This is a genomic window from Curtobacterium sp. PhB78 (assembly GCF_003751685.1).
In the GTDB taxonomy this organism is placed as follows: Bacteria; Actinomycetota; Actinomycetes; order Actinomycetales; family Microbacteriaceae; genus Curtobacterium.
The window spans coordinates 44680-68130 of sequence record NZ_RKIA01000009.1 but is presented as its reverse complement, the minus strand read 5'-3'; the positions used below and the strand labels follow the sequence as shown (position 1 = coordinate 68130).

27 protein-coding genes are annotated in these 23451 nt (G+C 70.4%); 25 read left to right on the top strand and 2 right to left on the bottom strand.

What is annotated here, in order from left to right; all coding sequences use genetic code 11:
* The first annotated feature begins 32 nt into the window (after positions 1-32).
* The 6 genes from EDF53_RS17875 to trmD all read left to right on the top strand — a co-directional run bounded on the left by EDF53_RS17875 (position 33) and on the right by trmD (position 5084).
* A complete protein-coding gene (locus EDF53_RS17875; RefSeq protein WP_123294800.1) occupies positions 33-878 on the top strand; it encodes an SDR family oxidoreductase in 846 nt (281 codons plus the stop codon).
* Positions 879-882: 4 nt separating this feature from the next.
* A complete protein-coding gene (locus tag EDF53_RS17870) occupies positions 883-3003 on the top strand; it encodes an FAD-dependent oxidoreductase (RefSeq protein WP_221181235.1) in 2121 nt (706 codons plus the stop codon).
* 164 nt (positions 3004-3167) lie between these two features.
* Positions 3168-3581, top strand: coding sequence for a 30S ribosomal protein S16 (rpsP, locus tag EDF53_RS17865; RefSeq protein ID WP_111086066.1), 414 nt, complete (start codon positions 3168-3170; stop codon positions 3579-3581).
* A gap of 3 nt (positions 3582-3584) precedes the next feature.
* Entirely contained in the window at positions 3585-3821 is a 237-nt protein-coding gene (locus tag EDF53_RS17860; RefSeq protein WP_111086067.1) for an RNA-binding protein, read from the top strand.
* A 19-nt stretch (positions 3822-3840) separates the two neighbouring features.
* A complete protein-coding gene (rimM, locus tag EDF53_RS17855) occupies positions 3841-4386 on the top strand; it encodes a ribosome maturation factor RimM (RefSeq protein ID WP_123294799.1) in 546 nt (181 codons plus the stop codon).
* A 5-nt stretch (positions 4387-4391) separates the two neighbouring features.
* Positions 4392-5084: a tRNA (guanosine(37)-N1)-methyltransferase TrmD gene (gene trmD / locus EDF53_RS17850; RefSeq protein ID WP_123294798.1), complete on the top strand. Its 693-nt coding sequence runs from the start codon at positions 4392-4394 to the stop codon at positions 5082-5084.
* A gap of 258 nt (positions 5085-5342) precedes the next feature.
* Here trmD and map read toward each other — a convergent pair whose 3' ends face one another.
* Positions 5343-6134 (bottom strand): type I methionyl aminopeptidase, encoded by a 792-nt coding sequence (map, locus tag EDF53_RS17845; RefSeq protein WP_123294797.1) that lies wholly within the window; start codon positions 6132-6134, stop codon positions 5343-5345.
* 167 nt (positions 6135-6301) lie between these two features.
* Here map and rplS point away from each other — a divergent pair, with 167 nt between their 5' ends.
* From rplS to EDF53_RS17800, 9 genes are all read left to right on the top strand, one after another.
* The gene (rplS, locus tag EDF53_RS17840) at positions 6302-6658 is read left to right on the top strand and encodes a 50S ribosomal protein L19 (RefSeq protein WP_123294796.1); all 357 of its coding nucleotides are present in this window, start codon (positions 6302-6304) and stop codon (positions 6656-6658) included.
* A 133-nt stretch (positions 6659-6791) separates the two neighbouring features.
* Positions 6792-7535, top strand: a complete 744-nt coding sequence (lepB, locus tag EDF53_RS17835; protein ID WP_123294795.1) for a signal peptidase I — start codon at positions 6792-6794, stop codon at positions 7533-7535.
* On the top strand, positions 7532-8230 hold the full coding sequence (locus tag EDF53_RS17830; protein WP_123294794.1) for a ribonuclease HII: 699 nt from the start codon (positions 7532-7534) through the stop codon (positions 8228-8230). The genes lepB and EDF53_RS17830 overlap by 4 nt, the downstream gene beginning before the upstream one ends.
* Before the next feature lie 262 nt (positions 8231-8492).
* Positions 8493-8816, top strand: a complete 324-nt coding sequence (locus EDF53_RS17825; protein ID WP_111086072.1) for a DUF2469 family protein — start codon at positions 8493-8495, stop codon at positions 8814-8816.
* 105 nt (positions 8817-8921) lie between these two features.
* The gene (locus tag EDF53_RS17820; protein ID WP_111086073.1) at positions 8922-9269 is read left to right on the top strand and encodes an Lsr2 family protein; all 348 of its coding nucleotides are present in this window, start codon (positions 8922-8924) and stop codon (positions 9267-9269) included.
* Between the two features lie 152 nt (positions 9270-9421).
* Positions 9422-9811 (top strand): YraN family protein, encoded by a 390-nt coding sequence (locus tag EDF53_RS17815; RefSeq protein ID WP_123294793.1) that lies wholly within the window; start codon positions 9422-9424, stop codon positions 9809-9811.
* Positions 9808-11331, top strand: coding sequence for a YifB family Mg chelatase-like AAA ATPase (locus tag EDF53_RS17810; RefSeq protein WP_123294792.1), 1524 nt, complete (start codon positions 9808-9810; stop codon positions 11329-11331). The genes EDF53_RS17815 and EDF53_RS17810 overlap by 4 nt, the downstream gene beginning before the upstream one ends.
* Positions 11332-11336: 5 nt before the next feature.
* On the top strand, positions 11337-12575 hold the full coding sequence (dprA, locus tag EDF53_RS17805) for a DNA-processing protein DprA (RefSeq protein WP_185021102.1): 1239 nt from the start codon (positions 11337-11339) through the stop codon (positions 12573-12575).
* Between the two features lie 25 nt (positions 12576-12600).
* Positions 12601-13539, top strand: coding sequence for a tyrosine recombinase XerC (locus EDF53_RS17800; RefSeq protein WP_123294790.1), 939 nt, complete (start codon positions 12601-12603; stop codon positions 13537-13539).
* 99 nt (positions 13540-13638) lie between these two features.
* Here EDF53_RS17800 and EDF53_RS17795 read toward each other — a convergent pair whose 3' ends face one another.
* A complete protein-coding gene (locus EDF53_RS17795) occupies positions 13639-14229 on the bottom strand; it encodes a M23 family metallopeptidase (RefSeq protein WP_123294789.1) in 591 nt (196 codons plus the stop codon).
* 380 nt (positions 14230-14609) lie between these two features.
* Here EDF53_RS17795 and EDF53_RS17790 point away from each other — a divergent pair, with 380 nt between their 5' ends.
* From EDF53_RS17790 to EDF53_RS17745, 10 genes are all read left to right on the top strand, one after another.
* On the top strand, positions 14610-16052 hold the full coding sequence (locus EDF53_RS17790) for a sugar porter family MFS transporter (protein ID WP_235035896.1): 1443 nt from the start codon (positions 14610-14612) through the stop codon (positions 16050-16052).
* A 312-nt stretch (positions 16053-16364) separates the two neighbouring features.
* Complete coding sequence (gene rpsB, locus EDF53_RS17785; RefSeq protein ID WP_111086086.1) at positions 16365-17291, top strand: 30S ribosomal protein S2; 927 nt, start codon at positions 16365-16367, stop codon at positions 17289-17291.
* Positions 17292-17373: 82 nt separating this feature from the next.
* Positions 17374-18201 (top strand): translation elongation factor Ts, encoded by an 828-nt coding sequence (tsf, locus tag EDF53_RS17780; protein ID WP_111086087.1) that lies wholly within the window; start codon positions 17374-17376, stop codon positions 18199-18201.
* Between the two features lie 126 nt (positions 18202-18327).
* A complete protein-coding gene (gene pyrH / locus EDF53_RS17775) occupies positions 18328-19047 on the top strand; it encodes a UMP kinase (protein ID WP_111086088.1) in 720 nt (239 codons plus the stop codon).
* A gap of 47 nt (positions 19048-19094) precedes the next feature.
* Positions 19095-19649: a ribosome recycling factor gene (gene frr / locus EDF53_RS17770; RefSeq protein WP_111086089.1), complete on the top strand. Its 555-nt coding sequence runs from the start codon at positions 19095-19097 to the stop codon at positions 19647-19649.
* 65 nt (positions 19650-19714) lie between these two features.
* Entirely contained in the window at positions 19715-20659 is a 945-nt protein-coding gene (locus tag EDF53_RS17765) for a phosphatidate cytidylyltransferase (RefSeq protein WP_123294841.1), read from the top strand.
* Positions 20660-20749: 90 nt separating this feature from the next.
* Entirely contained in the window at positions 20750-21298 is a 549-nt protein-coding gene (locus EDF53_RS17760) for a DivIVA domain-containing protein (RefSeq protein WP_111086090.1), read from the top strand.
* Between the two features lie 60 nt (positions 21299-21358).
* On the top strand, positions 21359-22336 hold the full coding sequence (locus EDF53_RS19755; protein WP_248703182.1) for a lytic transglycosylase domain-containing protein: 978 nt from the start codon (positions 21359-21361) through the stop codon (positions 22334-22336).
* Between the two features lie 12 nt (positions 22337-22348).
* On the top strand, positions 22349-22651 hold the full coding sequence (locus EDF53_RS17750; RefSeq protein WP_235035894.1) for a hypothetical protein: 303 nt from the start codon (positions 22349-22351) through the stop codon (positions 22649-22651).
* On the top strand, positions 22648-23394 hold the full coding sequence (locus tag EDF53_RS17745) for an alpha/beta hydrolase (RefSeq protein ID WP_123294787.1): 747 nt from the start codon (positions 22648-22650) through the stop codon (positions 23392-23394). Before EDF53_RS17750 ends, EDF53_RS17745 begins: the two co-directional genes overlap by 4 nt.
* Positions 23395-23451 lie beyond the last annotated feature (57 nt).

The window sequence follows — 23451 nt, the reverse complement described above, 5'->3', positions numbered from 1 at the left end:
CTCCCGTCCCTCCCCACACGTAGAGGACCGCAGTGACCGACAACACCAACGCACCCATCGCACTGATCACGGGCGCTTCGCGCGGCATCGGCCGCCTGCTCGCGCAGAAGCTCGGCCAGCGCGGCGTGACCGTCGTGGTCACGTACAAGGGCAACGCCGACCTGGCCGAGGAGTCGCTCGCCGACGTCAAGGCCGCCGGCGGCGACGGGATCACCGCGCAGGTCGACATCGAGCAGCCGGAGTCGATCGACGCCCTGTTCGACCTGGTACGGGACACCTACGGTCGCCTCGACCACTTCGTCGCGAACGCCGCTGCCAGCGCGTTCAAGCCGCTCAAGGAACTGAAGCTGCACCACCTGGACCGCAGCTACGCCACCAACGCCCGCTCGTTCGTGCTCGGGGCGCAGCGTGCGGCCGAGCTGATGGACCGCGGTGGGCGCATCGTCGTCGTGACCTCGTACGGATCGCTCCGCGCGTTCCCGACCTACGCCGCGCTCGGCGCGGCGAAGGCCATGAGCGAGTCGTACATGAAGTACATGGCGGTCGAGTTCGGTCCGCGCCAGATCACGGTGAACGCGGTCAACGGTGGCCTGATCGACACCGACTCGCTCGAGTACTTCTACACGAAGGTCCCCGGCCAGGCGCCGATCGACTCGGTGTTCGAGAAGCTCCCGCTGCAGCGCCCCGGCACCGCCGACGACATGGCCGACGCGGTGGACTTCCTGCTGTCCGACAAGGCCGGGTACATCACCGGGCAGGTGCTGTCGGTCGACGGCGGCCTGACCGTGATCGCCCCGCCGTTCTGGGCGGACACGACGTCGCCGCTGCGCGACGCGGTGCTCCCTGCTGACGACGCGGCTGTCGACGCGGCAGAGTAGGGGCATGAGCACCGTCGCCATGCCCGAGCTCGCCGTCGTCTCCTCGCCGTGGACACTCGGCCCCCTGACCCTGCCGAACCGGGTGGTCATGGGGTCGATGCACACCGGACTCGAGGTGCACGACGACGGTGGGGCCGGCATGGCGGCGTTCTACCGCGAACGTGCCGCCGGCGGCGCCGCCTGCATCATCACCGGCGGCATCGCGGTGAACGACGAGGCCCGTGGTGGCCCCGACTTCGCCGTGTTCGGTGTCGGGGGAGCGGACGAGCGGTTCCGCGCCGCGGTCGACGCCGTGCACGAGGAGGGCTCCACGATCCTCGCGCAGCTGTTCCACGCCGGGCGGTACGCGCTCGCCGCGGGGATGGTCGACCGGCACGGGGACCCCCAGCGCGTGGTGGCACCGTCGGCCCTGCCCTGGGCGGCCGCCCGTGGCGTGGTGCCGACCGAGCTGACGCCGGCCGAGATCGAGCGCACCATCGAGGACTTCGCCGCCGCGGCCCGGTCCGCGCGCGACATCGGGTTCGACGGCGTCGAGATCATGGCGTCCGAGGGCTACCTCATCAACCAGTTCCAGTCGCCGCTGACGAACCTGCGTGACGACGAGTGGGGCGGTTCGCCGGAGCGTCGACGGCGCTTCACTGTGGCGGTCGTCGAGGCCGTCCGTGCGGCGGTGCCCGACCTGGCCGTGACGATCCGGCTCTCCGGCGCTGACCTGATGCCCGGTTCGTCGACCGAGGACGACGTCGACGCCCTGGTGCACGACCTGCTGCCGCTCGGGCTCGACGGCATCTCGGTGGGGATCGGCTGGCACGAGTCCCGCACCCCGACCGTGCAGGCCGCCGTGCCGCACGGCGCCTGGCTCGCCTACGCCGCGCGCATCGCCGGAGTCGTGCGCGCCTCGTCGTACCCCGACGTCCGGGTGATCGCGTCGAACCGGATGACCGACCTGCGCGACGGTGAGACCGTCCTCGCCGACGGGATCATCGACGCCGTCGCGCTCGCCCGACCGTTCCTCGCCGACCCTGCGCTCGTGAACCGGTCGCTCGCGGGCCGGTTCGCGCTGGTGAACACCTGCATCGGCTGCAACCAGGCGTGCCTCGACCGCTCGATCATCGGTGCGCCGGTGTCCTGCCTGGTGAACCCGCGCGCCGCCCGCGAGGTCGCCTTCCCCGCGCGTCCGACCACCGACCCCAAGCGCGTCGACGTCGTCGGCGGGGGACCGGCCGGTCTCGCCGCTGCCGTCGACGCGGCCCGACGCGGCCACCGCGTCACCGTGTGGGAAGCCGCTGACCGGCTCGGCGGCCAGTTCGGCCTCGCTGCGCTCGTGCCCGGCAAGGAGGACTACGCCGCGACCGTGCGGGCTGCCCGCGCCGAGCTCGACGAGCGAGGAGCCACGGTGCACCTCGGCCGCCCGGCCACGCGCGCGGACCTGGCCGACAGTGACGCCGTGGTGCTCGCCGCCGGGGTGGTCCCGCGCGACGTCGACGTCCCCGGTGCACACCTGCCGCACGTCCTGTCGTACGAGCGGGCTCTGCGCGAGGGCGTGCCCGCCGGCACCGTCGCGATCATCGGCGGCGGCGGCATCGGCGTCGACACCGCAGCGTTCCTGACCGAGTCGCCGGACGAGTCGGTCCGCGCCACCGAGTTCGCGGCGCGCTGGGACCTCGACGTCTCCGAGGAGCTCGTCGGCGACGTCCCCCAGCGGCTGCCCGCTGCGTCGCGCACGATCCGGCCGGGCTCCGACGTCACCGTGCTCCGCCGATCGGGCAAGTTCGGGCAGGGAGTCGGGATCACCTCGCGCTGGGTCGCCATCGGTCGCCTCCGTGACGCGGGGGTGCGCATGGTCGGTGGCGTGCAGGAGTACCTGCGCATCGAGCCCGGTGCCCTCTGGATCCGCGACGAGCACGGCGAGGAGCGTGCGATCCCGGCGGACAACGTCGTGGTCTGCGCCGGGCAGGAACGCGCGATCGACACCGAGGGTGACGTGCGTGACGGACTCGTGTCGGGCCTCCAGGCCGCCGGTGTGCCGTTCGCCGTCGTCGGCGGCGCACGCGACGCACGGAGCGTGGACGCGGTCCGCGCGACGTCCGAGGCCCTCGAAGCGGTCCGGCGACTCGCGCCGTAGCGCGTCGGCTCGCATCACGGCCCGGAATCTGTAAGAATGAACGGTCGAATCGCCGCAGCTCGACCCTCTATCCAGCTGTGAGCGATCTCTCTCGAGCTTTCACCGTGTGTGCCCCCACGCCCGCGGTTCCAGTTCAACCACAACGTAAGCAAACAGGAGCAATTGTGGCTGTCAAGATCCGTCTGAAGCGTCTCGGTAAGATCCGTGCGCCCTACTACCGCATCGTCGTCGCCGACTCGCGCACCAAGCGCGATGGTCGTGTCCTCGAGGAGATCGGTCAGTACCACCCGACCGAGGAGCCCTCGGTCATCAAGATCGAGTCCGAGCGTGCGCTCTACTGGCTCGGCGTCGGCGCGCAGCCGACCGAGCAGGTCGCTGCCCTCCTCAAGCTGACCGGCGACTGGGCCAAGTTCAAGGGCGAGAAGGACACCGCGTCCAAGGTCAAGGTCGCCGAGCCGAAGCAGGCCTTCCAGGTCGACTCCTCGAAGAAGGCCGTCCTCAAGCCGAAGTCGGAGAAGACGGCTCCCGCCGCCAAGACCGACGACGCCGAGACCGCCGACGAGACGACCGAGGCGTAGTCCTTGCTCGAATCCGCGCTGACGCACCTCGTCAAGGGGATCGTCGATCACCCTGACGACGTGCGCGTCGCCAGCTCCACCTCCCCGCGGGGCGAGGTCCTCGAGGTGCGCGTGCACCCCGAGGACCTCGGCCGCGTGATCGGTCGTGCCGGGCGGACCGCCAAGGCACTCCGCACCCTCGTCTCGGCCCTGGCCGACGGCAAGCGGGTGCGGGTCGACGTGGTCGACACCGATTCCTAGGGAGACGACCCAGCTCCGGGTGGGTCGAATCACGAAGGCACACGGGCTCAAGGGCGGCATCAAGCTCGAGCTCTACACCGACGACCCGGATCGTCGGTTCACCCCCGGTGCCACGTTCACGCTCCAGGTCCCCGACGACTCACCGTGGTCGGGCAAGACCCTCGAGCTGGACGAGCTCCGCTGGTACAACGGTCACCCCGTCGCGTTCTTCGCGGGGATCGACGACCGCACCGGCGCCGAGTCGCTCGCCCGGATCATCCTCTGGGTCGAGCAGGACGCCGACGCCGAGACCGGCGAGGACGACGCCTGGTACGACCACCAGCTGGTCGGGCTGAAGGTGCTGCGCGACGGCGTCGAGGTCGGCACCGTCGCCCGGGTCGACCACATGCCGGCGCAGGACCTGCTCGCGATCGACACCCCGTCGCGTGGCGAGGTCCTCGTGCCGTTCGTCGCGGCGATCGTGCCCGCGGTCGACATCGCGTCCGGCACCGTCACGGTCACGCCGCCGCAGGGTCTGTTCGAGGACCCCGAGGACACCTCCCGGCCCGAGACGGTCACGGACTAGCTGCCGTGCGGATCGACATCGTCACGATCTTCCCGGAGTTCTTCTCCGTGCTGGACGTGTCCCTGCTCGGCAAGGCCCGCTCCGGTGGGCTGCTCGACCTGCACGTGCACGACCTGCGCTCCTGGACGACCGACCGGCACCGCACCGTCGACGACACCCCGTACGGCGGTGGCGCCGGCATGGTGATGAAGCCGGAACCGTGGGCGCAGGCGCTGGACGCCCTGCTGCGGCCGGACGGCTCGTCGACCCTCGTGGTCCCGACGCCCGCCGGAACGCCGTTCAAGCAGTCCATCGCGCGCTCGCTCGCGTCGACGTCCGACCACCTCGTGTTCGCCTGCGGGCGGTACGAGGGCATCGACGCCCGCGTCTTCGAGTGGGCGGCGTCACGCTGCTCGGTCGTCGAGCTCTCGCTCGGCGACTACGTGCTGAACGGCGGCGAGGTCGCTGCGATGGCCATGATCGAGGCCGTCGGGCGACTCGTCCCCGGCGTCGTCGGCAACCCCGAGTCCCTGGTCGAGGAGTCCCACGAGGACGGCCTGCTCGAGTACCCCTCGTACACGAAGCCCGCCGTGTGGCGTGACCACGCCGTGCCCGAGGTGCTGCTCAGCGGCCACCACGGCAAGGTCGCTGCGTGGCGGCACGAGCAGCAGGTGGAGCGGACGCGGCGCGTCCGGCCGGATCTGCTGCCGCCTGCGTGACGGGCTGCCGGTTGACGCCTGCCGCCTGTTTTGTCGCTTTCGCGAAAGCGACAGTCTGCCGCGGAACATCCGCGGGCAACTGTCGCTGTCGCGCACATGACGGCGGCCACAGCCGAGATCTGTCGCTTTGGGGCACTGGTCGCGACCCGTGTCGGACGGGAGGCGCGGGGCGGGACCGCACCGTCCTCCCTCGCAGGCTCGGTCGGCGCGGCCCGCGTGACGCTGGCGCGTCACCGCTGAGCGGGCCGCGCCAGTCCGTCAGGCGCTCGGGTCGGCGCGCTGGGCGCGACGCAGGGTCAGGACCTCGGGTCCGGCCTCGGTGACCGCCACCGTGTGCTCGACGTGCGCAGCACGTGAGCCGTCGACGCTCCGGAGCGTCCAGCCGTCGTCGTCCTGGTACAGCTCGTCGGTGCCCTGCATGAGCCACGGCTCGATCGCGACCACCAGGCCCGGCCGGAGCTTCAGACCGCGACCGGGTCGCCCGTCGTTCGGCACGTGCGGGTCGCCGTGCATCGTGTGACCGACACCGTGCCCGCCGAACTGCAGGTTGACGCCGTAGCCTGCCTCCTTCGCCACGTGTCCGATCGCGTGCGACACGTCGCCGAGCTTGTTGCCCGGAGCAGCCTGCGCGATGCCGGCTGCGAGGGCGCGCTCGACGGTCGAGATGAGCGTCTGGTCCTCGTCGCGGGGCGTCCCGACCTGCACCGACACGGCGGAGTCCGCCACCCAGCCGTCGACGCTCGCGGCGAAGTCGAGGCTGACGAGGTCGCCGTCCTGCAGCACGTGGTCGAACGGCAGACCGTGCAGCGCCGCGTCGTTCACCGAGGTGCACAGGTTCTTGCCGAACGGCGACTTGCCGAACGAGGGGTGGTAGTCGACGTAGCAGCTCTCGGCGCCCCGGTCGGCGATCATCCGCGCGGCGACGCGGTCGAGCTCGAGAAGGTTCACGCCGACGTCGACCGTGGCGAGCAGTTCGTCGAGGACGTCGGCCACGAACCGACCGGCGACGCGCAGTCCGTCGAGTTCCGTGGGGGTGCGCAGTTCGATCATGGGTCCATCCTCGCTGTTTTGCCCCCGGCGTTCTGTGTGGCAGTATGGATCGCTGTGCCCTGGCTGGACTCTGCCACGGGGGAGTCGCCGACACCGGGCACGCACCACCACTTCATCAGACATCGATCCGCGGCGACCCGTGTGCGTCCGCAGAGAGTAGAACAGCCATGAGCCAGCTCCTCGACAACGTCGACGCAGCATCGCTGCGGACCGACGTCCCGGACTTCCGCGCCGGTGACACCATCAAGGTGCACGTGAACATCATCGAAGGCACGCGCTCGCGTATCCAGGTCTTCCAGGGTGTCGTCATCGGCCGCCAGGGCCACGGCATCGGCGAGACCTTCAAGGTCCGCAAGGTGAGCTTCCAGGTCGGCGTCGAGCGCTGGTTCCCGGTGCACTCGCCGATCATCGACCACATCGAGATCGTCACCAAGGGTGACGTCCGTCGCGCGAAGCTCTACTACCTGCGCGAACTGCGCGGCAAGGCAGCCCGCCGCAAGATCAAGGAGAAGCGCGACGCCTGATCGCCTTCACAGTGAGCGCCCGCGAGCCGGACGCCGCTGCTGGCCCCTCGCCGATGTACGGTTGTGCATCGACGGGGGGCTTTCCCTTTGCGCCCACTGAACCCGGGCGGGCACGGTGTGAACGAGAGCGGAAATGACGGACACGACTGAGGAATCCGGGCGCAGGCCCCGGCCCGAGAAGCAGCGCAACGGGATCCTCACATTCCTCCGCGACCTCGTCATCATCTTCATCGCGGCGCTGCTCGTGTCGTTCTTGGTCAAGACGTTCCTGATCCGCTCGTTCTACATCCCGTCGGCGTCGATGGAGAACACGCTGCAGATCAACGACCGCGTGATCGTCAACGAACTCGTCCCGGGTGTCGTGGCACTGAAACGCGGCGACGTCGTCGTGTTCAAGGACCCGGGTGGATGGCTCGCCGGGTCCGAGGTGCCGAGCGTCACGCCGGACACCCAGCCCGCGAAGGCGATCGACTGGGTCCTCACGCAGATCGGCCTCGGGACGGGCGACAGCGACGACCACCTCATCAAGCGCGTGATCGGTCTGCCGGGGGACAAGGTCTCCTGCTGCAACGACCTCGGGCAGATGTCGGTGAACGGCGTCCCGATCAAGGAGCCGTACCTCAAGCTGCCGGCCGGCGCCCCTGCCTCAGCGAGCGACTTCTCCGTCACCGTGCCGAAGGGCACCATCTGGGTGATGGGCGACAACCGCAACGACTCCAAGGACTCCCGCTACAACGGGGACACGCCGTCGAAGGGGTTCGTGCCGTTGTCCGACGTGACCGGCCGCGCCTTCGTCATCTCCTGGCCGACGAGCCGTTGGACGTGGCTCGACGACCACCCCGAGGTGTTCGCCGGGGTGGAGGAGCGCGACCAGTGACGCCCGTCCGCCCCTCCCTCCGCGTCGAGAAGCGGCTGCTGGCCGAAGGCCGTGTCACGGTCATCGGGATGGACGAGGTCGGACGCGGTGCGATCGCCGGTCCCGTCGGCGTGGGCGTCGCGGCCGTGACGATCGACGTCGGGCGGGTCCCGCAGGGTCTGGCCGACTCGAAGCTGCTGTCCGCCACCCGCCGGACGGACCTGGTCCCCGTCGTCACCCGGTGGGCGCGCACCGCCGTCGGCATGGCGTCCGCCGAGTACGTCGACCGGCAGGGGATCGTCCCGGCGCTCGGAGCCGCAGGGGCGCAGGCGCTCGAGTCGCTGGTCGCCGGTGGCCTGTCGCTCGACGGCGCCGTCGTCGTGCTGGACGGGTCCTTCGACTGGCTGTCCCGTGCCGTCCCCGCTTCGCTCCGTCCGACGACGGACCCGCTCGAGGTCGTCGTGCAGGTCAAGGCCGACCGGGACTGCGCCTCGGTCGCGGCGGCGTCGATCGTGGCGAAGGTCGCGCGGGATGCCCTGATGATCGCGGCCCACGACGAGGCACCGCACTACGCCTGGGCGTCGAACAAGGGCTACGGCTCGACCGCGCACTACGACGCCATCCGCGCGGTCGGGGCGCACGCACTCCACCGCAAGTCATGGCTGCACCAGGCGTCGAGCGTGTCACTCGAGGGCTTCGACGCGCTCGTCAGCTGACGCGCTGCGGTCGCCCGCCTGCCGTGGCTGCGGCCCGCTAGCCCTGCCCCGGCGGCGGCTCGTGAGGTTCCGAAATCTCGGCATCTCGGCGCATGCACGGTGCCGCAGCGGAACCTCGGCGGAGCGCACACGGCGTGTTGTGGAACCTCGGTGGGCTCGGATCGGGAGCGGACGCCGAGCTTGCTCGCACTTCCGTCTTCGGGTGCATCCCTCGAGCTGCTGTCGCGCACTGGTGCGGCTGCCGCCGTAGACTGTGGGCGCAATGGATGAGGACGAATTCGACGACTACGACCGCGAGGTCGAGCTGGCCCTGTACCGCGAGTACCGCGACGTCGTGTCGCAGTTCCGCTACGTGGTCGAGACCGAGCGGCGTTTCTACCTGGCGAACGAGGTCGAACTCGTGCGCCGGGACACCGAACACGATTTCTACTTCGAACTGACGATGAACGACGTCTGGGTGTGGGACGTCTACCGTTCCGACCGGTTCGTCAAGGGCGTCCGCGTCCTCACGTTCAAGGACGTGAATGTCGAAGAACTGACATCGCGAGAACTCGAACTGCCGAAGGAACTCGCACTCGACGAGTGATCGTCAATTCCGGTGCATTCGGTGAATCGCCGGTGATCGGTGACGTGCCGGAATTCCACGCGCTATTCTGGTCGGGATTTCCCGTCCAATGAACAGGAGCCGCGCATGGCACAGAAGGTCACCGTCCAGCTCGTCGACGACCTCGACGATTCCCCCATCACCACCGGTGAAGGTCGCACGGTCGAATTCGGTTTCGACGGCTCGTCGTACGAGATCGACCTGACGAACGACAATGTCGACAAGTTCCGCGAAGCGATCTCCGACTACATCGCCGCAGCGCGCAAGGTCTCCGGTCGTCGCACCGGCAGCACGGCCCCGAAGTCGGCCCCGAAGCGTGGCAACTCCGAAGAGCTCGGCAAGATCCGCGAGTGGGCGAAGGAGAACGGCTACGAGGTCTCGACCCGTGGTCGTATCTCGACCCAGGTGCAGGAAGCGTACGCAGCCGCACACTGAGCCGCTGTCGACGAAGGGCCCGGATGATCGCGATCACCCGGGTCCTTCGTCATTCCTCCCCAAGGGCGATCGTCGTCGTCTGATTCCACAGAGTCTCCATCGGCGGCCATCCGCGCTGCCGTTCCCGCGATCGTTGCCGTGGAGGCAATGACATGGAACAGAAGCTGCACGATCGCCCCGGACGAACACTCCGGAACGGCCGCCTGGGGCGGTTCGGCGAGGACCAGGCCGTGGCGTGGTTGCACGAACGGGGTTTCCGGGTCCTCGAGCGGAATTGGCGGTGCGCCCGGGGCGAGATCGACATCGTCGCGTGGGATTCCTGCACACTCGCGTTCATCGAGGTGAAGACGCGATCCGGTACGACGACGGGGCATCCGTTCGAGGCGATCACGGCGACGAAGCTCACCCGGATGCGACGACTCGTGGCCGAGTGGTTCGACGCCCATCCGGAGGTGTCGGCACGCGCGATCCGCATCGACGTGGTCGCGGTCCACGTCGACGGTCCCCGGACGGCCGTCCAACACGTGGCTGGTGTGCTGTGACGGGCATAGGCCGTGCTGCGGCCGTTGCGCTGCTCGGCGTGACCGGGCGCCGGATCGAGGTCGAGGCCCACCTGACCAGCCAGCTGCCCGCCTTCAGCATCATCGGACTGCCGGACACCTCGCTCGGCGAGGCGCGCGAGCGAGTCCGTGCCGCCGCTGCGAACGCCGGGTGTCCGTTGCCGGCTCGCCGGATCACGGTGAACCTCACGCCCGCGGCGATCCCGAAACGGGGTTCCGGGTTCGACCTGGCGATCGCGATGGCCGTGCTCGCCGGCGCCGGACTCGCACCCGACGTCAGTGAGCGGATCGTCTACATCGGGGAGCTCGGTCTGGACGGTCGGGTCCGACCGGTCGCCGGCGTCATCCCGATGCTGCTCGCCGCCCGCGACGCCGGGGCCGACCGGGTCGTGCTGCCGATCGGCAACCTGCCCGAGGCCCGCGTGGTCGACGGCGTGCGCACCACCGGGGTCGACTCACTCCGTGCGGCTGCGATCGACGCCGGCGCGCTCCTACCGCCGGTCGAGGTCGACGCGGTGCTGCCGGTGCCGGCGCCCTCGGTCCAACGCCCGGTGGCAGAACTGTCGGACGTCGTCGGGAACCCGATCGGGGTGCGCGCCGTCGTCGCCGCGGCGGCCGGAGGACACCACGCGCTCCTGCTCGGTCCACCCGGTGCCGGCAAGACGATGCTCGCGGAGCGCCTGCCCGGACTCCTGCCCGACCTCGACGACGCGACCGCGCTCGAGGTCGCCGCCGTCCGGTCCGTCGCCGGACTCGGACCGGCGTCGTGGAGCACGAAGCCCCCGTGGGAGGCCCCGCACCACTCCGCGTCGGCGATCTCCCTGATCGGCGGCGGCTCCAGTGTACTGCGCCCCGGAGCAGTGTCGCGGGCGACCGGCGGCATCCTGTTCCTCGACGAAGCACCGGAGTTCCCCCGTGCGGTGCTCGACGCGCTCCGCCAGCCGCTCGAGTCCGGTCGGATCACCATCCACCGGGCTGCGGGCGCCGCCGAGTTCCCCGCGCGGTGCCAGGTCGTGCTCGCTGCCAATCCCTGTCCGTGCGGCAACGCCGGCGGAGCGCACGGCCAACCGTGTGAGTGTCCGCCGAGTGCGGTCCGGCGCTACCTCGGGCGGATGTCCGGACCGCTGCTCGACCGGATGGACATCCGGGTGCTCGTGCCCCGGGTGACGACCGGGAAGATGCGTGGTGCCGACGGGAGCACGCCGACGACGGCCGAGGCCCGCGCCGGCGTCGCCGCGGCCCGCGCTCGGATGGCGGAACGCCTCCGGGACACCGGGTGGACGAAGAACGCCGAGGTCACCGGAGCCTGGCTGCGGGCGGACGGTCGGATCGAACCCGGTTCGACCACCGAGCTCGACCGGGCGCTCGACCTCGGCACCCTGACCATGCGGGGATGGGACCGGGTGATGCGGCTCGCGTGGACCCTCGCCGACCTCGAAGCGGTCGACCGTCCGAGCAGAGCACACGTCCGGGGTGCTCTTGCCCTGCGGAGCGCACTGTGAGCGGCGTGGGGCCCGGCCACGGCAGCGAACTGCTCGCCGGGATCCGTCGGGTCCTCGGGACTGACGGGGCGTCGGACCCGGTCCAGACCGCCGCTCGGGTCGCGTGGTCCGTGATCGTGGAGCCGGGGGACTCCGTCGCCGGTGAGCTCATGGCGGCCCTCGGGTCGGAGCGCGCCCTCGGCTCGGTCCTGCTGGCAGCCGACGGTGCGTTCGAGGATCTGCTCGACGGGTGTGTGGAGGCCGGCGTACCCGGTGCGGAGGATCCCGATGCGTTCGCCGGTGTCCTGCACACGGCCATCGACCGGTGGCGACCGCGCTTGGTCCGGTCCGACGTGGCCGACGTCGTCGCCTCGGCCGAAGCCGTCGGGGCACGACTGCTCGTGCCCGGGTCCGCTGGGTGGCCGACGGCGATCGACGACCTCGGCCCCCACGCACCACTCGTGCTCTGGACGCGCAGCGCCACGGCGGGTGTCGGCGACGGGGCACCCGCCCTGGCCGTGGTCGGGTCGCGGGCGAACACCATCGCCGGGGCCGAAGCAGCCGCCGAGATCACCTCGTCCGCCGCGGACGCCGGCTGCACGATCGTCAGCGGCGGCGCCTACGGGATCGACGCGGTCGCACACCGGGTGGCGATCGCCGCAGGGGTCCCGACGATCGCGGTCCTGGCCGGGGGGATCGATCAGCTCTACCCCGCCGGCAACGTCCAGCTGCTCCACAACGTCGCTCGGCAGGGCGCCCTGGTGGCGGAGTCGGCGCCGGGGACCCGCCCGACCCGGTGGCGCTTCCTGGCCCGGAACCGGTTGATCGCCGCCCTCGCCGATGCTGCGGTCGTCGTGGAGGCCGGTGCGCGGTCCGGTGCGCTCAACACCGCGCACCACGCCGGGCAGCTCGGTCGCCCGGTGTTCGCCGTCCCGGGAGCGTTCGCGTCCTCGGCGTCGGTCGGGTGCCACCGGCTCGTGGCGCAGGGCCGGGCGCAGCTCGTCGTGCACCCGGGGGACCCGGTCGCCGCGATGCGTCCCGTGCCCCCATCCGCTGCGACCGCGGCGTCGGACGAACCCCTCGTGTCGGTCCAGCGCGATCCCGAGGTCGTCCGGGTCCTCGACGCGCTCGGCCGTCGTGCCCTGCCAGAGGCCGAGATCGCTCGACGGTCCGGGCTGTCCGGAGCTGCGGTGGCGGACGCCCTCGCGCTCGCGCAGTTGCAGGGGCTCGTGGCGCACAGCAGCGGCGGGTGGGGCCGCGCATGACGTCGGCCAGCCGTACGCTGACGACGTGGCGGACCGAGCAGAGCAGAAGGAAGAGCGACTCGTGGCAGCGGTCGACTCGTTCCTCGGGCACGCTCGACACGCCAGGGGGCTCAGCGAGCAGACGCTCCGCGCGTACGCGAACGACCTCGAGCAGTTCGTCGAGTTCGCCGCGCGACGCGACGTCGTCGGCATCGACGGGGTCGACCTCGAACTCCTCCGCGACTGGTTGTGGGAAGCCGACCAGCGGGGGCTCGCACGGTCCACGATCGCCCGCCGGTCGTCGTCGGTGCGGGCGTTCACCCGGTGGGCGAGCGAGACCGGGGTGACCGCGACGGACGCCGGCGTGCGGCTCCGTGCACCGAAGGGCGGCTCACACCTGCCGCGGGTGGTGTCGGCCGACCAGGTCCGTGGGTTGCTCGACGGCCTCGCGGCCCGTGCAGCGACCGACGATCCCGGTGCGCTGCGGGACCTGGCGCTCGTGGAGCTGCTGTACGCCGCGGCGATCCGGGTGAGCGAGCTCGTCGGCATCGACGTCGCCGACGTCGATCGCGGGCGGCTCACGGTCCGCGTGCTCGGGAAGGGCGGGAAGGAGCGGGTCGTGCCGTTCGGCCTCCCGGCCCGTGACGCACTCGAGGCGTGGACGTCGCGGGGGCGTCCGACCCTCGCGGCGCGGGCCGACGTACCGAGCACGGCACTGTTCCTCGGCGACCAGGGTGGTCGGCTCGGGGTGCGGAGTGCGTACCGCGTGGTGGCTCGGCTGCTCGGGGACCTTCCCGGCGAAGGGCCGAGCGGACCGCACACCTTCCGGCACACCGCGGCGACGCACCTGCTCGACGGGGGAGCGGACCTGCGGGCGGTTCAGGAACTGCTCGGGCACGCGAGCCTCGGGACGACGCAGATCTACACGCACGTGTCCTCGGCACGGCTGCGCGAGGTCTACCGGACGGCCCACCCGCGCGCCTGACGGCGCGACCGCCGCGCCTGACGTTCGGCCACACACCCGTCCAGCCACCGGGCCGTCGCACGTGGACGTCGCCCGTCGCCCACCGCTCGTCGCCGACGCTCACCCCGGCCAGGCGGACTCCGGCAACAGGACGGGCCACTCGGCCGCGGGAAGGTACGACGTCGGGTCCACGTAGCGGCCGTCGACCCGCGCGCCGAGGTGCAGACACGGTGCCGAGGCCGGGCAGTGCCCCACGGACACCCGGCCGACCGGATCACCCTGTCGGACGTCGTCCCCGGCAGCGACGAGCGGCTGCACCGAGTCGAGGGTGCTGACGAGCCCGCCGCCGTGATCGACCGTCACGACGCTCCTGCCGCCAACGGGTCCGGCGAACGCCACCGTGCCGTCGTCGACCGCCGCCGCACTCGTGCCGAGCGGCGCCGGCACGTCGATCCCGCGGTGACCGGCGGCGTAGTCGTCGGACGGCGGCTCCCACCCGCGCTCGACCACCCGCGTGTCGGTCGGCCAGACCCACGGCTCGGCAGCACGAGTCGCCGCCGAGCGATCCCGGTGGTCGCGCAGGTCCTCCGGCGCGGGCACGGGTCCGGGCAACGACGCGGTGGCCGTCCAGAGCGCCCCGAGCATCCCGATCACCACCACCATCGCGGCGACCGGAGGGAGCCGAGTGCCGGAGCCGGGGAACGGGAGCATGCCGCCACTCTGTCCGCCACGAACCGGCCACACGACCGAGGTGAGGCGGTCCGTGGAGGGTGGGGCGGGCCTCCCGGCCTGTGGAGGGACGACGCGACCGCAACGAACGAGCATGCGGACGCGTCTCGCGACGAAGCACGAGGTGATCACCGCGTGGACTGTCGGAACGGTCGTGCGCAAGCCCACGCCCACACCCAGACCACCCCGCCCGCGCCCCGCGCCCCGCCCCGCGCACCGAGCGCACCCGGTTATGACCACATCCACCACGAGGAGTACAGTCGGGGCCGCTCCGGACCACGCAACGCCGCACGGACGGCGAACGAGCCGACCGCCGGGGCACCGTGCCCACAGCAGCACGGCCGGCAGAACCCAGGAGCATCGTGTCCAACACAGCCACCGGGCACGGCGAGGACCGTGCGTTCAAGGGGAAGGTCACCGCGTTCGCCATCGCAGCAGCGGTGGGCGGTTTCCTCTTCGGCTTCGACTCGTCGGTCATCAACGGCGCCGTCGAGGCCATCAAGGGCGAGTTCGGCCTGTCCGAGGCGGCGAGCGGCTTCGCCGTCGCGTCCGCCCTCATCGGCTGTGCGTTCGGCGCCTACTTCGCCGGTCGACTCGCTGACCGCTGGGGTCGCACCCGGGTGATGTTCTGGGCCGCGGTGCTGTTCCTGGTGAGCTCGATCGGCTCCGGCTTCGCGTTCGCCACGTGGGACTTCGTCCTGTGGCGTCTCGTCGGCGGCCTCGGCATCGGTACGGCCTCGGTGATCGCGCCGGCGTACATCTCCGAGGTCTCGCCGAAGGCGATCCGCGGGCGCCTGGCCTCATTCCAGCAGCTCGCCATCACGCTCGGTATCTTCGCCGCGCTGCTCTCCGACCAGTTCTTCGCCGTCACGGCAGGCAGCGCGTCCGCCGAGGTCTTCGGTCTGCCGGCCTGGCGCTGGATGTTCCTGGTCGGCGTGATCCCGTCGGTGGTCTACGGCATCCTGGCGATCACGCTGCCGGAGTCGCCGCGCTACCTGCTCGCCAAGGGGCGGACGGAGGACGCCCGCGCGGTCATGACGAAGATCGTCCCGCGCGACACGGTGAACACGAGCCTGGAGGAGATCCAGGACGGCATCAAGAAGGAAGCCAACGAGAAGAAGGGCTCCATCCGGGGCAACCGCTTCGGCCTGCAGCCCATCGTCTGGGTCGGCATCATCCTGGCCGTGCTGCAGCAGTTCGTCGGCATCAACGTGATCTTCTACTACTCGACGACGCTCTGGCAGGCGGTCGGGTTCAAGGAGAGCGACTCCTTCCTCATCTCCACGATCACGTCGGTGGTCAACGTCGCGGTCACGTTCATCGCGATCTTCCTGGTCGACAAGGTCGGTCGGAAGCCGCTGCTCGTCACCGGTTCCGCCGGCATGTTCGTGTCGCTGGCGATGGTCGCGATCGCGTTCTCGCAGTCGACGATCGTGGACGGCAACCCGAGCCTGCCCGGCGCGTGGGGCGTCATCGCGCTTATCTTCGCGAACCTGTTCGTCGTGTCGTTCGGTGCGACGTGGGGTCCGCTCATGTGGGTGCTGCTCGGCGAGATGTTCCCGAACCGCATCCGCGCCACGGCGCTCGGCATCGGCTCGGCTGCCAACTGGGTCGCGAACTTCATCGTCACGATCACCTTCCCGGTGCTGTCCGGCTTCAACCTGACGGTCACGTACGGCATCTACGCGCTGTTCGCGCTGATCTCGTTCTTCTTCGTCATCGCGAAGATCCCGGAGACCAAGGGTCGCTCGCTCGAGGAGATGGGCATCTCCGCCGAGGGCGACACGGTGAACGCGAAGGCGTGATCAGTCGCGTCTGAGACACCCAGAACACCGGACAGGAGGCCCGGATCACTTCAGCCGGTCGGCGCGCGTGATCCGGGCCTCCTGTCTGCTAGCATTTCTCCAGCAGTGCGCTGATGCGCGCTGACTTCGCGTGTCCACAGGGTCGTCAACGGTTCGCCGTCTCCGACCCGGCACCCGACCACCGGTCCCGCTCTCACGAGCGGGCGGTCGCGTGCCAGGACACCAGGGATCACGACCTCCGGTCGTGCTCGACACAACCGCAACAGGGGCACAGCACAGCTGCGCTCCGAGAACACAGAAGGAGGACGGCACATGGCCGTCGTCACCATCCGCCAGCTGCTCGACAGCGGCGTCCACTTCGGACACCAGACCCGTCGGTGGAACCCGAAGGTGAAGCGCTTCATCCTCGCCGAGCGCTCGGGCATCCACATCATCGACCTGCAGCAGTCGCTGGCCTTCATCGACCGCGCGTACGACTTCGTCAAGGAGACGGTCGCGCACGGTGGCACGATCCTCTTCGTGGGCACCAAGAAGCAGGCCCAGGGCTCCATCGCCGAGCAGGCGACCCGCGTCGGCCAGCCGTACGTCAACCAGCGTTGGCTCGGCGGTCTGCTCACGAACTTCCAGACGGTCTCCAAGCGCCTCGCGCGCATGAAGGAGCTCGAGGAGATCGACTTCGACGACACGACGAAGGGCTTCACCAAGAAGGAGCTCCTCATCAAGAAGCGCGAGCTGGACAAGCTCCACAAGACCCTCGGTGGTATCCGCAACCTCACGCGGACCCCGAGCGCGCTCTGGATCGTCGACACCAAGAAGGAGCACCTCGCCGTCGACGAGGCGCAGAAGCTCGGTATCCCGATCATCGGCATCCTCGACACCAACTGCGACCCCGACGAGATCACGTACCCGATCCCGGGCAACGACGACGCGATCCGCTCCGTCGGTCTCCTCACCCGCATCGTCGCCGACGCCGCGGCCGAGGGCCTGAAGACCCGCCACAACGGTGGCGACGACGAAGAGGCCGCAGAGCCTCTCGCCGAGTGGGAGCAGGAGCTCCTCGGTGGCGACGCCGCGACGCCGTCCGCCGACGCCGCTCCCGAGGGTGCGACCGTCGAGGAGAACAACGCTGACGCGCAGGTCGCCGCGAAGGAGATCGGCGAGCCGATCGCCGACGACGCGAAGAACGCGGAGCCGACGGCCGAGGCCGAGGCAGCCGCGGAGACCACCCCCGCCGAGTGACCTGTCGCAGGCGCCGGACCCGATCGGGTCCGGCGCCTGCGTCACCACTCTCCACACACGTACCGTCCAGAAAGGACAGTCAATGGCAAACTTCACCGCTGCTGACGTGAAGAAGCTCCGCGAGGACCTCGGCGCCGGCATGATGGACGCGAAGAACGCGCTCGTCGAGGCCGACGGCGACTACGACAAGGCCGTCGAGCTGCTCCGCATCAAGGGTGCGAAGGCCGTCGCCAAGCGCGACGACCGTGCCACCTCCGAGGGCGTCGTCGTCGCGAGCTCCGAGAACGGCGCCGCCACGGTCGTCGAGCTCGCGAGCGAGACCGACTTCGTCGCGAAGAACGAGAAGTTCACGACGCTGGCCGACAAGGTGCTCGGGGCCGTCGCGGCCGCCGGTGCAGCTGACGTCGCCGCCGCGAACGCCGCCCCCGTCGACGGCAAGACCGTCCTCGAGGTCGTCAACGAGTCGGCCGCCGCACTGGGCGAGAAGCTCGAGGTCCGCACGGTCCGCCGTGTCGAGGGCTCGGCCTTCGAGATCTACCTGCACAAGACCAGCCAGGACCTGCCGCCGCAGATCGCCGTCGTCATCGCGTACGAGGGTGACAACGCTGCCGAGGCCCGCTCGATCGCCCAGCACGTCGCGTTCGCGAACCCGACGTACCTGACCCGCGACGAGGTCCCGGCCGACGAGATCGCCAAGGAGCGTGCGACCGTCGAGGCGATCACGCGCGAGGAGGGCAAGCCCGAGGCTGCGCTCCCGAAGATCGTCGAGGGTCGGGTGAACGCCTACATCAAGCAGGTGTCGCTCCTCGACCAGGACTACGCGAAGGACAACAAGATCTCCGTCGCGAAGGCCGCCGAGAACGCCGGCATCACGATCCAGGGCTTCGCCCGCGTCAAGGTCGGCGCGTAACGAACCCGTGACGGGGTCAGGAACCAACCAGGTTCCTGGCCCCGTTTTTCGCGCCTCCGGGCGCGACACACACGCGACACATCCGCGAGTACATTTCCACGAGACCACGACGAAGGGTGCGATCAGATGACCGACGAGAAGACCGGACGACGCCGCGTACTGCTGAAGCTGTCGGGAGAGGCCTTCGGGGCCGGATCGCTCGGCGTGAACCCCGACGTGATCGGGGCCATCGCCAAGGAGATCGCCGTCGCCGCGCGCGAGGTCGAGATCGCGATCGTCGTCGGCGGGGGCAACTTCTTCCGCGGCGCCGAGCTCTCGCAGCGCGGGATGGACCGCGGCCGTGCCGACTACATGGGCATGCTCGGCACCGTGATGAACGCGCTGGCGCTGCAGGACTTCCTCGAGCAGGCCGGGGCCGCGACACGCGTGCAGTCGGCCATCGCGATGACCCAGGTCGCCGAGCCGTACATCCCGCGGCGCGCCGAGCGGCACCTCGAGAAGGGCCGCGTCGTCATCTTCGGCGCCGGCGCCGGTCTGCCGTACTTCTCGACCGACACGGTGGCCGCGCAGCGAGCACTCGAGATCAAGGCCGACGAGGTCCTCGTCGCCAAGAACGGTGTCGACGGCGTGTACACGGCGGACCCGAAGAAGGACGCCACGGCCGAGAAGCTGCACCACGTGACCTACCAGGACGCGCTCCTGAAGGGTCTGAAGGTCGTCGACGCCACCGCGTTCTCGCTCTGCATGGACAACGGCATGCCGATGCACGTCTTCGGCATGGAGGGCGACGGCAACGTCCAGGCCGCCATCCGTGGCGAGCGCATCGGCACCGTGGTCAGCAACTGACCCGCACCGCTGACTAGACTCGACGCCAGTACCGAAGGAGTAACACCGTGATCAGTGATGTCCTGACCGAAGCCACCGAGAAGATGGCGAAGGCTGTCGAGGTCGCCAAGGACGACTTCTCGACCGTCCGCACCGGCCGCATCAACGCGGCGCTCTTCCAGAAGATCCCGGTCGAGTACTACGGCACGCCGACGCCGCTCGCGCAGCTCGCGTCGCTGCAGACGCCCGAGGCCCGCACGCTCATCGTGACGCCGTACGACAAGACGGCGCTCAAGGAGATCGAGCGCGCCATCGCGACGTTCCCGAACCTCGGCGCCAGCCCGACGAACGACGGCGACATCGTCCGCGTGACGATCCCGGAGCTCACCAAGGACCGCCGCAAGGAGTTCGTCAAGCTCGTGCGGACGAAGGGCGAGGACCACAAGGTCGTCATCCGGAACATCCGCCGCAAGGCCAAGGACGACCTCGACGCACTCAAGGGTGAGATCTCGGACGACGAGATCTCGCGCGGCGACAAGGACCTCGAGGCCCTGACGAAGAAGCACGTCGACCAGATCGACGAGTCGCTGAAGAAGAAGGAAGCCGAACTCCTCGAGGTCTGATGCGCCGCCCGGACCAGGGCGGTGAACGCCCCACAGCAGAGCACGGACCCGACCACACCGGGCCCGTGAAGAAGGGGCTCCGCCAGGACTTCGATGCGCGTGCCCGAGCGGCCCGCACCGACTTCGAGGCGCAGCTCCGGCAGCGCAAGGCCGACTTCGGTGCGCGCAACGAGGCCCTGACGGCGCGCACCGGGCGCAACCTGCCGGCGGCGATCGGCATCGCGCTCGCGTTCGCCGTGGTCATGCTCGGCACGCTCCTCATCTGGCCGCCGTCGTTCATGGTCGTGGCGGCGTTCCTGCTCGGCGTGGGCGTCTACGAGCTCACGAGCGCCATGCGCTTCGCCGGCCGGGACGTCCCGCGGATCCCGAGCGTCGCCGTCGCGATCGCGATCGTGCCGGCGGCGTTCCTGCTCGGGCAGGTCGCGGCACTCTTCACGCTGCTCGGCGGCATCGTCCTGATCAGCCTCTGGCGTCTGGTCGAGGTCGCGCTCTCGCGGCAGAAGCCGTCGGCCGGCGACGTGTTCCGCGACGTCACGAACGGTCTGTTCGTGCAGGCGTACATCTCGCTGCTCGGCGCCTGTGTCGTCCTGCTCTCCGCGCAGTCGCAGGGCAACCTGTGGGTGATCGGCTTCATCCTGGTCGTCGTCGCCGTCGACACCGGTGCGTACGCCACCGGGTTGAACCTCGGCAAGCACCCGATGGCGCCGCGGATCAGCCCGAAGAAGACGTGGGAGGGCTTCGCCGGATCGGTCGCAGCGAGCATCATCGTCGGCATCCTGGTCGCCTGGCTCATGCTCGGCCTGCCGTGGTGGACCGGCGTCGTGCTCGGCGTGCTGATCTCCGGGTCCGCGACCCTGGGTGACCTCACCGAGTCGATGATCAAGCGCGACCTCGGCATCAAGGACATCTCGTCCTTCCTGCCCGGGCACGGCGGACTGCTCGACCGCATCGACAGCATCTTGCCGTCGGCCGCCGTCGCCTACGTGCTGTACCTGATCGTCAACCACTGACCGACCTCGATCGACCTCGTCGGCCCACCCTGAGCGCCACCCTCAGCGCGTCCAGGTTGTGCCACGGGTCGGGACTGGCAGAATGACGCCGTGGCCACCACCTTCCCGACCGCAGCCCGCTCCGCCCTCGGATACGACGTCGACGAAGTCGAGCGTTTCCTCGAGGACGCCCGTCGTGCGTACTCCGCCGACGACAGCGCCCCCGGCATCGAGGCTGCGAAGATCCGCGCCACCGCGTTCTCGATGCGCAAGGGCGGCTACTCCACCTCGCACGTCGACGCAGCGCTGGAGCGCCTCGAGGACGCCTTCGCGGCCCGGGAGCGCGAGCGGGAGATCGGGGACGCCGGACAGAAGGCCTGGTACGCCGAAGCCCGCACGAAGGCCTCCGACGTCGTGGCCCGCCTCGAGCGCCCGGACGGACAGCGGTTCAACCGGGTGAGCGTGCTCGGCACCGGCTACCACCCGAAGGACGTCGACGCGTTCGCGGCCCGCCTCGGTGGCTACTTCCGCGAGGGCAAGCCGTTGAGCCTCACCGAGGTGCGGTCGATCGTGTTCCGCCCGAAGCACGGCGGCTACCGCGAGGGCCAGGTGGACGCGCTGCTCGACGCCGTCGTCGAGGTCATGCTCGCCGTCCGCTGACGACGCGCTGCACCCAGGTGCTTCGCTTTCCGTGATCGTTCCGTTACCCTGGTCCTACTCATGGGCAGGCACACGGCAGACCACAGCTCCGACCGCGATCCCCGCGAGCACCTCAGCCTCCAGGCTTCGGGTGAGCGCCGCGCGGCACTGAACCGAACCCGTACGGCGGACACCTCGGTGCTCCCGGCGAACCCGCAGGTCCTGCCGGAGACCGGTCCCGTCGCGACGCCGAAGTCCGTCGCAGCGAACCGCGTGTCCGACGAACGCATCGTCGCGTTCGCGCACGAGGCCCCCGCGGCCCGGGTGGACCCGCGTGCCGCGAAGCAGCGCACCGCGACGGCGCAGCAGCCGAGCCGTGGCGCAGCCGCCGCGGTCAACGCCTTCGCACGGAAGCGTTCCTCGGTTCCGGCGTTCTCGTTCGTCGGGGTCTTCCTCTTCGTCGGGGCGTCGCTCTTCAACCCGCTCCAGGCCGACGTCGCGCAGGCCGCGGTCGACACCCCGGTGCTCGTGAAGACGCCGCAGGCCCCGCAGCAGTACACCGCGCACGGCACCTACGGCGACGCCGCTGCCGACCGTGACGGCTACGGCGTGACCGTGCCGGCGCCCAAGGTCGTCAAGCCCGTCGTCGAGGAAGAAGCCGACGACGCCACCACCGACGAGACGACCGACGCCGCCGCGACCGAGACCGAGACCGTCTCCGCCGCGAACACGCTGGCCGCCGTCGCCGCGACGCCCGACGCGGGCAGCGCACAGGCGATCGCCCTGCAGCTCGTCACGGCCCGGGGCTGGGGCACCGATCAGTACAACTGCCTCGTCTCGCTGTGGAACAAGGAGTCCGGCTGGCGGGTGAACGCCTACAACCCCAGCGGTGCGTACGGCATCCCGCAGGCACTCCCTGGCAGCAAGATGGCGACCGCCGGTGCCGACTGGCAGACGAACCCCGCGACGCAGATCACGTGGGGTCTCAACTACATCGCCGGTGTCTACGGCACGCCCTGCGGCGCCTGGGGCCACAGCCAGGCGAACAACTGGTACTGATCGGCAGTTGGGGTGCCGCGCAGCAACCGGCCGCGGCGTCCCCGTGGTCGCGACGTCGAGCCTGACGAGGACACCGGCCTCGACCGGCTGATGAGCTCGTGGAAGCGCACCGAGGTGCGCCGCGGGCGGGAGTACCTCGTCCAGCCCGTCTCCGCGGCCTCGGCGCAGAAGGAGTACGTCTGCCCCGGGTGCGGCGGTACGGTCCTGCCCGGCACCGCACACGTGGTGGTCTGGCGTTCCGACGGGGTCCTCGGCGACGCTGCCGACCTGGCATCACGCCGTCACTGGCACAACCACTGCTGGAGCATCGCATGAGCGAGCACACCGAGCCCGACGGCGAGATCCGCTCCGCCACGCAGCTGCCCGCTCGCCGCACCGACGTCGAGCTCGTCACCGACGACCACCTCACCCTGGTCGGGGAGCTCGCCGAACCGGAGTCGCGCCCGGCACGGGGCACCGTCGTGACGCTGCACCCACTGCCGACCGCGCACGGCTTCATGGATTCGCACGTCCTCAAGAAGGCCGCCGCGCGTCTGCCGGCCCTGGCGGACATCGCGGTCCTGCGCTTCAACTTCCGGTCGGTGACGTCACCACGCGGCACGTCCGAGGGTGTGTTCGGCGAGGGCGTCTCCGAGGGCTTCGACCTGCGAGCCGCCGTCGCCGAGGTGGTCGACCGTGGTCTGCCGACGCCGTGGTTGGTCGGGTGGTCCTTCGGCACCGAGGTGATCCTCAAGCACGCGCTGGAACACGTCGAGGCCGGCACCGTGGCGGGCGTGGTCCTGCTCTCGCCGCCGCTGCACCGCACCACGGAGGACGAGCTCGCGCGCTGGGCAGCCGTGGACGTCCCGGTGGTGGCCCTGGTGCCCGAGCACGACGACTTCCTGCAGCCCGACGAAGCGATCGCCCGGTTCGCCGTCGCCCCGAACGTCCGGGTCGTCCCGATCGAGGGCGCGAAGCACCTGTGGGTGGGGGAGCGCTACGTCCGGATCGTCCTCGACGCCGTCGCCGACCTCGTCGTGCCGGGCAGCGCGCCGCTGCCGACCCACTGGCCGGTCTGACGGCACTCGCCGGTCCGACGCACGGTGCGTGCCCACCTCGGTGCGGTGGGCCGACCA